The sequence below is a fragment of the Bdellovibrio sp. HCB288 genome (genome assembly GCF_047305935.1).
GTDB lineage: Bacteria > Bdellovibrionota > Bdellovibrionia > Bdellovibrionales > Bdellovibrionaceae > Bdellovibrio.
This window is the reverse complement of record NZ_CP178619.1, coordinates 1,117,664-1,127,453: the sequence shown is the minus strand read 5'-3', so window position 1 is coordinate 1,127,453 and position 9,790 is coordinate 1,117,664. Positions and strand designations below refer to the sequence as shown.

Below are 9,790 nucleotides of genomic sequence, written 5' to 3'. Positions count from 1 at the left end.
AGATCATGGAAACAAATGAGATTTATCGCGGTCGTTTGATCGATCACCTTCAGCTGGTTGTTCGTGATCTTGAGGCAGCAAAGAAGTTCTATCTTCCACTCTTTGAAACTTTGCAAGTTCCATTGGGCGGCGAAGGCCCGGACTTCTTTTGGATTGATGAGCTTTTCATCTCTACAAAGTCTAGCCAAGCGGCAGCTGGGGAACTAACGGGGCGCACACATTTAGCCTTCCAGGCAAAAGACCGCACGATGGTTGATAAGTTCTATGAAGTCGCAATGAAGTCGGGTGGAAAAGATAACGGTAAACCCGGGGAGCGCCCCTATCATCCAGGTTACTACGCCGCATTTGTGATTGATCCGGATGGTAACAATATCGAGGCCGTTTTTCACGGGCCTGCGAATAAGAACGTCGATGCGATTAAGATTACTTTTTAATTCTCAAAAAAAAAGCCCCGGGTTTCCCCAGGGCTTTTGAATTCTTATTAAAGAATTAGAACAGCTTACATTGAAAGAGCTTTTTTCAAGTTCTCATCAAGTTTTGCCAAGAACGGCTCAGTGTTCATGTATTTGTCTGCAGGAACTTTGTCGCCATAAATGCAAACGGCAAGGTCCTTAGTCATGTGGCCATCTTCAACCGTTGCCACGCAAACTTTTTCCAAAGTTTGAGCGAACTTAACCAACTCAGGATTGTTATCCAAGTTACCACGGTGCTCAAGACCACGAGTCCAAGCAAAGATGGAAGCGATTGGATTTGTAGAAGTCGGTTTACCTTGTTGGTGCTGACGGTAGTGACGAGTCACAGTTCCGTGCGCTGCTTCAGATTCCATTGTTTTACCATCTGGTGTAACAAGAACAGAAGTCATCAAACCAAGAGAACCGAAACCTTGTGCAACTGTGTCTGATTGAACGTCACCATCGTAGTTCTTACAAGCCCATACGAAGTTACCATTCCATTTAAGAGCAGAAGCCACCATGTCGTCGATCAGGCGATGTTCGTAAGTGATGCCAGCTGCATCGAACTTCGCTTTGAATTCTTTTTGGTAGATGTCTTCAAAGATGTCTTTGAAGCGGCCATCGTACTTTTTCAAGATCGTGTTTTTAGTGGAAAGGTATAAAGGCCATTTTTTCGTCAATGCTTGGTTGAAGCAAGAACGAGCAAAGCCTGTGATGGATTCATCAGTGTTGTACATAGTCAAAGCAACACCGTCACCTTTGAAGTTATAAACTTCGTGAGTGATCGTTTCGCCACCATTTTCAGGCTGGAAAGTAACAGTCAATTTACCTTTACCTTTAGTCACGAAATCTGTTGCGCGGTATTGGTCACCGAATGCGTGACGACCGATACAGATTGGTGCCGTCCAGTTAGGTACCAGGCGTGGAACGTTTTTGCAGATGATTGGCTCACGGAAAACAGTACCGTCCAGGATGTTACGGATTGTGCCGTTTGGTGATTTCCACATTTGTTTCAATTTGAATTCAGTAACGCGAGCTTCGTCAGGAGTGATTGTCGCGCATTTGATACCAACGTTGTATTTTTTGATCGCTTCAGCAGCGTCAACAGTTACCTGGTCGTTAGTAGCATCACGATGCTCCATGCCCAAGTCGTAGTACTTAATGTCGATATCAAGGTAAGGAAGGATCAATTGTTCCTTGATGAATTTCCAGATGATTCTCGTCATTTCGTCGCCGTCTAGTTCAACGACGGGATTTGCAACTTTGATTTTTTTCATGAGTTGTCCTTTGATAGGTTAATAAGCCCTAGAAATATAGATCAGGGGCGGACCTCATGACAAAGGATTGAGGAAGTTCTGCTTTGCGGCGAGCCCCAGGTTTTGATGCTGGGGCGGCAATGAACTAGTTGGTGGCAGGAATAAGTGTCAAAGAGCCTTTGCCGTCTTGGCCTGTAAGGACAAGGCAGTTGCCCTGGAAGCGATAGGATAGGTCAGCGAGGTCAATTTTCGACTGGCAAACCAGTTTGTAGCCCTCTCTTTGCAATGCGTTTTCATTAAGAACCGCATCCAAATAGCTCACAGAGTTTATGCCAAGCATTACGCGTGACGTGGAAGTCGCGCGAACCGGGATGCCGTCAAACACGCAGTCATTGGTCACGCGCACGTATTCGCGAGAAAAAGTGAATGTTTTTGTAAAGCTGGTGTTACCGACGCCTTGGCGATAAAGCCAAGAACCAATGATAGTTCTGGTTCCACCGCCACTCGTGTTGCAGGAGCTGTAGTCTGTTTGGTTGGCGATAGTGTCTGGAGGAAGTTCCTCTTCCTCTACCTCTGCAACTTTGCAGGCAGTCAGATTCAGGGTCAGTCCCAGCAACAATACTGAAATAAGAAATTTCATGGTCCGTCCTTGGTGAAGCTTGTTAAATAAAAGCTTTGCTTTCCAAGAACGGTCCGTCAACGAAATTTAGGCGGGATTAATGGACCACGCGATTTTCTCAAGCGCTTCAACTTCCTCCGCCCAATAGCGATAGGTGTTAAACTCAGGGAACAATCGTGGGAAACTTGGATCTTCCCAGCGTTTGGCGATCCATCCTGCGTAAGAGATGATTCGCAGTCCACGCAGCATTGGAATCCATGACCACTGATGATCCGGGAATTCACGAAGCTCCTCATAACCAGAGATGATCAGATCTTTTTCTTCACCGAAGGAATCCTGATCGCCTGAAAGCAACATCCAGAAATCCTGCACCACCGGGCCATTGACGAAATCATCAAAATCCACCAGGAAAAACTGTGTACCGTTATTCAGTAAATTCCCCTTGTGGCAATCTCCGTGAATACGAATGAATTCCGACGGATCAAAGCTATCGTCGATGGCGTAAAGAATGTCTTCTGCAGCCACATTATAGCGGGTGCGCAATTCCGGCGTGACCCAGTCCTGAAGATTGTCCAAGGTATCCCAGCCCCCGTAGTAACTTGTATCCAAGGTCGGGCGATGAGGCGCTTTCTTGCGCGCACCCACATTATGAACATGTGCCATCAGGCGGCCCACTTTGCGGTAATCATCCCCTAAAAATTCCTGAGGCATGCGCCCCAAAACTTTCGGGAAGAATGAAACATACATGCCGTCAACTTCAGAAACCGTGGAATCATGGCCTTGAAACAAAGGGGCTACAGCGGGAATGCCTTCATTTCTTAAGGACAGCAGAAACTCGTGCTCTTCTAAAATCGCCTGTTTGCTCCAGCGATTGGGGCGGTAAAATTTGGCGATGACGTTCTTACTTTGTGAGTTTGGCTCAACTGGTTCTTCCAATTTGATATCAAAGACGCGGTTCTCATAGGAGTTCAGTTGCGTGAATTCCCCGGTTGGGTAAAAGCCTGCATTATCCGCTGCTTGCAGTACTTTGTCGGGATCTAAATTATAAAAAGAGGAATTCTTGTCCATGGATTTAGATTGCCACTTCTTGGGGGTTAAGTCATTCTCCATTGCATGAGTGGGTCGGTGGAATTATTTGATTTTGCAAACTGGGCGGTGGAATTGCACCGTAAGCCTTTTCGCAGGTCGCTGTCGATTTACCTGTATCCCAATCGTCCCATTAAAGTGGTGACTAACAAAATCACTACCAAGCAAACGGTCCTGGATTTTCTGTCCACAAAGCGCGAATGGATAGAAAAGAACTTTATTAAGTTTGATGCAATCGCGGATCTTTATCCAAAGAAAACCATCAAGGCCGGGGAGAGGTTTCCCTATCTGGGGCGCGACCGCGAACTGAAGGTCGTCATCACACTCTCCAAAAAAGCCTTTGTGTCGGTCAGTGAGGATCAGTTATTTCTGCATATTCCGAAAGCTCAGTGGGAGGCTGATTCCTCTTTAGAGCATCATCCGAAAGCCATTGCCGAGCTCAGACACTTTTATAAACGCGAAGCCGTAAAGCTTCTGTCGCAAAAGGTAAGTCATTGGGCGGAGGTGATGAACCTTCATCCTTCGGAATTAAAATTCCGGGAACAGAAAACCCGCTGGGGGAGCTGCTCTTCCAGAAAGGCGATCAATTTAAACTGGCGTCTTGTGGTTTTTGGTGAGGAGATTATCGACTATGTGATCGTGCACGAGTTGGCACATTTAAAACACATGGATCATTCACCGAAATTCTGGGGTGTGGTTGAGTCGTTTATTCCTGAATATGCGCGCATCGTAAAGACCCTGAAGTCATCCCAGGGCCTGACTGACTTTTTATCTGAACGCTCTTAGATAAGGGCGTTCTTGCTTCTTTGCATCCATTTAAGTGCAAGCAAAGTTCCAACGTAACCCACGCAAGCCCCAAAAATCGTGTCACTGATAAAGTGGTCCTGGATAATCACACGAGTTGCGCAAGCCATCACCGCAATTGCAAGCCACAACCACTTGTACTTGGGAAATGCGATACAGAACATTGTGGCCGTCGTAAACATCACTTGCGAGTGTCCTGAGGAAAACGAATGCCAGTGCCAGTGAGTGGTGATGTGGTCGAAAACAAAGGGATCAAAGGAAGGGCTTTTGTGAGGACGTTGGCGACCCACCAGGAATTTCACGACGTGAGTCATCGCGCCACTGACTAACAACGCCACAAGAAAATTCAGGCCCCAACGACGGAAGTAATCAACGGAGGCGGAATACTTTTTGAGTTTGGCGAATCGGGGCGCCACATAGGCGCAAAAAATCCAGGTCAGGATGCAGATAGTAAAATAATGCTCGGAAAGCCCAATATTGGTGACCTCACGGGCTAGCGGTCTGATGAAGGCATGAGACTCTGGGGAGTTGAAATATAGAGCCACAGACTGGTCAAAAAGGACTGCCACGGAACCCGCCAAAGTCAGGGCCAAAACCGTGACCAGCAGGAGGTGGTGTCGAAATTTCCTCTTATCATTCAATAGGGCGTTCAAATTGTAAGCAGCCATGTAATTCCTTCTCTAAGGCATCATAGGATAGGTCTGTATTGCAATACAAGCATGTTCAGCGGTGACAATACTTGGCCTGAGCCTTGCTATTGCTGGGACTATCAAAACTCGTGACTGAAAAAACTTGGAGGTTTTCAATGTTGCAAAAACATTCTCTGATTACTGCGGCTTTGGTCGCAACACTAGGCCTTGCTGCCTGCAGCAAAGATAAAAATGTAGGTGTTGGTGCCCCACCGCCTGAAACTCAATCCACTTTGGATGAATCTGATCTTCCAGTTCTTGAAGGTGCTGGCACAAATGTTAATCCGACAGCTCCAGTGGCTGAAGGTGTGATGAACTCTGACGGTGTTATCGTGGGTCCTAACTACGAAGCCGCTCAGCCGACTAATATTGACAGCAATAAATACGGTAAACGTGTGACAGGTGCTGTTTCTAACGAAGGTCTTCTTTATACATCGTCTTCTACAGACGATACGTTGGATGTAATTCGCGGTTTGAAACGTGATTATGTTGGCAACGCCTCTTCTATTACTGAAGCTAAATTGAAGTTTGACAGTGTATCTGATCAATCTGTTGTGACATTGAAAGTTCAGGAAAATGGTTTCCCGAAAGTTTATAACTTTGTTGGGAACTCTTCTTTGGAAGAAAACAACGATATTATCAAACTTCAGTCAGCACGTGCTGGCAACGGAACTAAGACGACAGGTTCACTTCCTTCTCATGGTACTCTTCAGTGCCTTGATTTGGACGGTAAATGCGAAACGACTTTGGTAAAAGCGGAGTTGGGTTACGCAGGTTCTGCAAGCAAGTTCGATATCGTTTTCCGTCAATCCATCGCAGACCTTCACTTCAAAATGCCGTTGTCTAAGAATGGCAATCCAGAATACGACGTTATGCGTGACTTGGCGAAAAACTCCAAGGAATACAACCAATCTTCGAATAGCGTTAAAACTGCGTTCATGAATACTTGGGAAGTTGTTAACGGTCGTTCTGGTTTTACAGTGACAATTACAACTCGCTCGAATCAACTTTTGGCTTTCGCAGGTCCGTTGGTAGCTCCACAATCTGGTAACGCCACGAACATCGTGTTGAAACCTTTGAAAACAGATCCAAATGCTGATGAAGACGGTCTGACAAGTTCTGGTAAATTAAGCTACCAAAACATGATTGGTGAGGCTCGTTTGACAGCTAACAATGGTTTGGGTCAATTGCGTATCGTATTTAAAATGAGAAAGCTTGCGACTTTCAAGCAAGATGCATTTGCGATCACGTTCATGAGACGCATCAAACCAGTAATCGATCTTAACGACTACCAAGGTCAAAATGACGACGGTGGCTTCGATGGCGGTTACGATGGTGGCATCGGTGAAGATTTGCCATCAGTTGAATAAACCCAAAATACAAATAAAGGATTCCCCTTTGTTTGCCCAAGGGCTGCAGACTCCAAGCTGCAGCCCTTTTTTTATGCTGTCGTGCTTCCTGGGTACTTTATGACACCCAAATGATTGGTATAACGCTTGCTTTATGCCCTCTGCGCAGATTCTAATTATGCAAAAGGGGGACGAGATGGCTCTGAATCAGATTTTTATCTTGGCGATTTCCATGGCGATGGTTTTTGGACCACAAGTCAGCGAAGCGCAAACAAGACAAAACCAAGGACCGCAAAACGGTGGGTATAATAATCCGCTTCCACTACCAGATGACGATCTTCCGGTTCCGGGTGAGCCAGAATATCCACAGCCAGAGCCGCAACCGCGCCCTCAGCCAAAACCGAATCCAAAACCTAACCCGAGACCAAATCCGGGACGTCCACCAGCGACGACTCCGATTCCTCCACCTCCGCCGCCTCACAGTCCAAACCCAGGGCAACCTTATCCTGGGCAACCGGGTCAGCCAGGCAATGGTGGTTATGGATCAGATCAAAAAGTTATTTACGTTCAACGTCGTGTGATCAATCAGCGATTGAATTTGTTTGCGCTTGCGGGGATCGACCATCGCTATCAAGGTTGCGTGGTTGAATCTGTAGGTGTGCAAGTGTTGGGTTCTGATATCCGCACGCAAATGGGTTTCCTGATTAATGGACAAGTCGATCAGTGGGCGAATTCACCACAAGGCTACGTGCACTTTGTTCCGCGCTTCCGCGCTGTGATCGGCCAAGGCGTGCGCATGATGGAAATCGAAGTGCGTGGCATGTCTGATGTTTCCACAATCACACTGAACCTTCGTTGCCCAGGCGGCGGCGGCGGTGGTGGCGGGGGAGTGGAAAACCCATGCCGATGCGAGCAGGTAAGTCTTGGTATCAGCCGTCGTATGATGGGCAATGATGTCCTGGATATTGGCAGATACTTTAATTCACGACAGCACCGTGGTTACCGTTTGGCCTCTGTGCGTTTCGAAGCAATGTCGTTGGTGAACTCTTCGTTTGCGGATCTATCTATTAATGGAGTGTTCGTCTACCCTCGTTTGCAAATTGGGCCATGGACTCAAACTTACCTATGGAATCCACAAAATGTGGTGATCGGACCAAATACACAAAATATGGTGATCTACACATATGGCAGCATGGACATTCATAACGTCACATTGATTCTTGAAAAATGTCATAACGATCGCCCGGTTCCTCCACCGGAACCTCCGCGTCCACGCTAAGCAGTTTAATAATTTTGTTCTTCATCAAGGGCTTTCGTGAAAACGGAGGCCCTTTTTTTATGCCGCGCGAAAACATGCCGCTTTACGTACTGAATCCCCTTGTTTTGAAGCTCCAACTGCGTTCAACTATTTAGGCGCAATAAGGAGCAATTTCAATGCAACACAATCAACATGAGTTCGGCAAAGGCAAAGAAATTTCAAACACTTCGCTGGTTTCGCCAGCATTGTCCGATTACATGAACTACCGCGAATATCTTGCGGATTTTTATCAATATAAACGTAAAGCTTCCAAGGGTTCTTTGCGCCAGTATAACTACGCAGTTTTCTCTGCAGCGGCGAATATCAAATCTCCAAATTATCTGAAAATGATCATCGAAGGAAAAAGAAACCTTTCCGAGGACATGATCGGTAAATTCGGTAAAGCACTCGGTTTCAATAAAGAGCAAACCGAAGAGTTCCGCCTGCTGGTAAACTTCACACAAGCGACGGATCCTGCAGATCGTAATATCTTCCTTAAAAAAATGTCTGAGCACCGTGTAGGTGTGAAACTTAAGTCCGGAGAAATCGATCGCAAGTCTTTCGAAAAAGTTCCGAACTGGGTGGCGTGGATTGTTTATGCGATGGTAGATCAGGATGGCGTAACGTTCGATACGCAATCATTGAAAAACCTTTTGCGCGGTAAAGCTTCCGAAGACGAAATCGAAAACTCCCTTCAGGCATTGATCGCTTCGGGCGAACTTCGCCGTGATGAAAAAACAGGGGAGATCAAGAAGGCCCGCAGCCTGACTGAATCTCCGGAAGACATCCCGGTTGCGTTGGTTCGCAAACTTCAATCTCAATTGATGTACTTGGGTCTTGAATCCATTTACCAGGATCAACCGACTGATCGCGAATTCGGTACGCTGACGATGTCTTTGACGAAAGCGGAGTTTGAGGAAATCAAATTCAAACTTCGTCAAATGCGCAAAGGTTTGCATAAAGACAACTCCATCGCTCGTATGAAATCAAAAGGCGAAAGAGTGTACCAACTGAACATCCAATTGTTCCCGGTAACAAACTCTGTGAATGCGTCTTCTCAACCAATTATGCAAAGTGCTCTTGATGTGAAACTTGCTGACTCTGTGATGGAAGCAGCGGCACCAAGTGCTGAAGCGGTCGCAAAAGCTGAGGCAGTTCTGGCGCAAGCGGTAGAGGTAGTAGCAGTTCAAGCCGCTCCTGTAGCTCCACAAGTTCAGCCTGAAGCTGTAGCGAAGCCGGTGTCAGTGGCACCACAAACTGAGGCGCCACCTCCGCCAGCGAAGAAGTCATCCTTGATTCCGAACGCGAACCAGGATGCTAACAAAGAACGTTCTAATGTGAGTTCTTTGGCGGCATCAGCGGCATCGGCAGCGGAACTTTTCCGCTAAATTTTGGAGCAAATTTTGAATCAAAAACGGGGAGCATTTTGCTCCCCTTTTTTTGTCCTTTTTAGTCCATTTTGCTATGTTACCGAGCATGTCAGAAAACACGAATCGTTTTCACGAAAATTTAAGAATCTTAAATTTCCCTTAAAAAAAGCACCAAAATTTCAGCAACAATGTGGATAAGTCTGTGGAAGACCCCTATAAATGGTGGATATCTGGACCTTTTACCAGGTGAATTGTCATGCTCACGTTAGCGTATTGTTAAGGTGGTGTAACATAACGTGCTTAAAAACCGTGCTTTGACGTGGTGAATTGGGTGTTGTTTTCTGCGATCCAAAAACACACTATGTCCGATCGTTTTGAGCAGACTAGGACTTCAAAATTTACTTCGATTAGGTGAATTGAAAATCTGTGCTACAATGAACGAATATTGTTTAACACTACGGGGGCGTACTGGCTTCGACGTGGGTGCTGAAACATAAGGAGCATACCGGGGCGGATGAGGACCTCGATAAAAACGTCCATTTTGTAATTGGCAACGATTACGCACTTGCAGCTTAATTAGCCGCACGATCTCCCTTAAGGTGGTTTCGCTTTTGGAGTAGATTGTCAAATTAGAGACCTCGGCGAGTTGGGTTTTCTCCAGCAGACTTGCTTAAATTTACTGGGGGAATGTGTCGTAGGTATTTTGTCTGTGGAAGCCCTACGAACAAATTAAAACACTGACTAAGTATGTAGCGCCTTATCGCGGATCACTTGCGGACGGGGGTTCAATTCCCCCCGCCTCCACCATTTGTCAATCTTTTCGAACCACTGTCTTTTTGAAACTTTGGCAAAGGCTGAGTCCTTGATC

Annotated in this window: 9 protein-coding genes and 1 other RNA gene; 6 read left to right on the top strand and 4 right to left on the bottom strand. The window is 46.3% G+C overall.

Annotated features, from left to right (window positions below; all coding sequences use genetic code 11):
• Positions 1-5 precede the first annotated feature (5 nt).
• A complete protein-coding gene (locus ACLVWR_RS05440; protein ID WP_413582874.1) occupies positions 6-434 on the top strand; it encodes a VOC family protein in 429 nt (142 codons plus the stop codon).
• Positions 435-499: 65 nt separating this feature from the next.
• On the opposite strand, the gene ACLVWR_RS05435 is transcribed toward ACLVWR_RS05440, so the two are convergent.
• The 3 genes from ACLVWR_RS05435 to ACLVWR_RS05425 form a co-directional block, all read right to left on the bottom strand.
• The gene (locus ACLVWR_RS05435) at positions 500-1,729 is read right to left on the bottom strand and encodes an NADP-dependent isocitrate dehydrogenase (RefSeq protein WP_413582873.1); all 1,230 of its coding nucleotides are present in this window, start codon (positions 1,727-1,729) and stop codon (positions 500-502) included.
• A gap of 124 nt (positions 1,730-1,853) precedes the next feature.
• Positions 1,854-2,348: a hypothetical protein gene (locus ACLVWR_RS05430; protein ID WP_413582872.1), complete on the bottom strand. Its 495-nt coding sequence runs from the start codon at positions 2,346-2,348 to the stop codon at positions 1,854-1,856.
• A gap of 66 nt (positions 2,349-2,414) precedes the next feature.
• Positions 2,415-3,395: a serine/threonine protein kinase gene (locus ACLVWR_RS05425; RefSeq protein ID WP_413582871.1), complete on the bottom strand. Its 981-nt coding sequence runs from the start codon at positions 3,393-3,395 to the stop codon at positions 2,415-2,417.
• A gap of 57 nt (positions 3,396-3,452) precedes the next feature.
• Here ACLVWR_RS05425 and ACLVWR_RS05420 point away from each other — a divergent pair, with 57 nt between their 5' ends.
• Complete coding sequence (locus ACLVWR_RS05420; RefSeq protein ID WP_413582870.1) at positions 3,453-4,199, top strand: M48 family metallopeptidase; 747 nt, start codon at positions 3,453-3,455, stop codon at positions 4,197-4,199.
• Here the strand turns inward: ACLVWR_RS05420 and ACLVWR_RS05415 are convergent.
• Complete coding sequence (locus tag ACLVWR_RS05415; protein ID WP_413582869.1) at positions 4,196-4,885, bottom strand: phosphatase PAP2 family protein; 690 nt, start codon at positions 4,883-4,885, stop codon at positions 4,196-4,198. The genes ACLVWR_RS05420 and ACLVWR_RS05415 overlap by 4 nt on opposite strands.
• Before the next feature lie 137 nt (positions 4,886-5,022).
• Here ACLVWR_RS05415 and ACLVWR_RS05410 point away from each other — a divergent pair, with 137 nt between their 5' ends.
• The 4 genes from ACLVWR_RS05410 to ssrA all read left to right on the top strand — a co-directional run bounded on the left by ACLVWR_RS05410 (position 5,023) and on the right by ssrA (position 9,729).
• Entirely contained in the window at positions 5,023-6,276 is a 1,254-nt protein-coding gene (locus ACLVWR_RS05410) for a hypothetical protein (protein WP_413582868.1), read from the top strand.
• A gap of 175 nt (positions 6,277-6,451) precedes the next feature.
• Positions 6,452-7,534: a hypothetical protein gene (locus tag ACLVWR_RS05405; protein ID WP_413582867.1), complete on the top strand. Its 1,083-nt coding sequence runs from the start codon at positions 6,452-6,454 to the stop codon at positions 7,532-7,534.
• A gap of 155 nt (positions 7,535-7,689) precedes the next feature.
• Positions 7,690-8,940 carry a TIGR02147 family protein gene (locus ACLVWR_RS05400; RefSeq protein ID WP_413582866.1) on the top strand — a complete coding sequence of 417 codons (1,251 nt, stop codon included), beginning with the start codon at positions 7,690-7,692 and terminating at the stop codon, positions 8,938-8,940.
• 441 nt (positions 8,941-9,381) lie between these two features.
• Positions 9,382-9,729: a transfer-messenger RNA gene (ssrA, locus tag ACLVWR_RS05395) on the top strand.
• Positions 9,730-9,790: the final 61 nt, after the last annotated feature.

What these genes read in the sequence shown, in the direction of transcription:
- ACLVWR_RS05440 (WP_413582874.1), top strand. Translation starts at nt 6, where the DNA reads ATGGAAACAAATGAGATTTATCGCGGTCGTTTGATCGATCACCTTCAG.
- ACLVWR_RS05435 (WP_413582873.1), bottom strand. Translation starts at nt 1,729, where the DNA reads ATGAAAAAAATCAAAGTTGCAAATCCCGTCGTTGAACTAGACGGCGAC.
- ACLVWR_RS05430 (WP_413582872.1), bottom strand. Translation starts at nt 2,348, where the DNA reads ATGAAATTTCTTATTTCAGTATTGTTGCTGGGACTGACCCTGAATCTG.
- ACLVWR_RS05425 (WP_413582871.1), bottom strand. Translation starts at nt 3,395, where the DNA reads ATGGACAAGAATTCCTCTTTTTATAATTTAGATCCCGACAAAGTACTG.
- ACLVWR_RS05415 (WP_413582869.1), bottom strand. Translation starts at nt 4,885, where the DNA reads ATGGCTGCTTACAATTTGAACGCCCTATTGAATGATAAGAGGAAATTT.
- ACLVWR_RS05410 (WP_413582868.1), top strand. Translation starts at nt 5,023, where the DNA reads ATGTTGCAAAAACATTCTCTGATTACTGCGGCTTTGGTCGCAACACTA.
- ACLVWR_RS05405 (WP_413582867.1), top strand. Translation starts at nt 6,452, where the DNA reads ATGGCTCTGAATCAGATTTTTATCTTGGCGATTTCCATGGCGATGGTT.
- ACLVWR_RS05400 (WP_413582866.1), top strand. Translation starts at nt 7,690, where the DNA reads ATGCAACACAATCAACATGAGTTCGGCAAAGGCAAAGAAATTTCAAAC.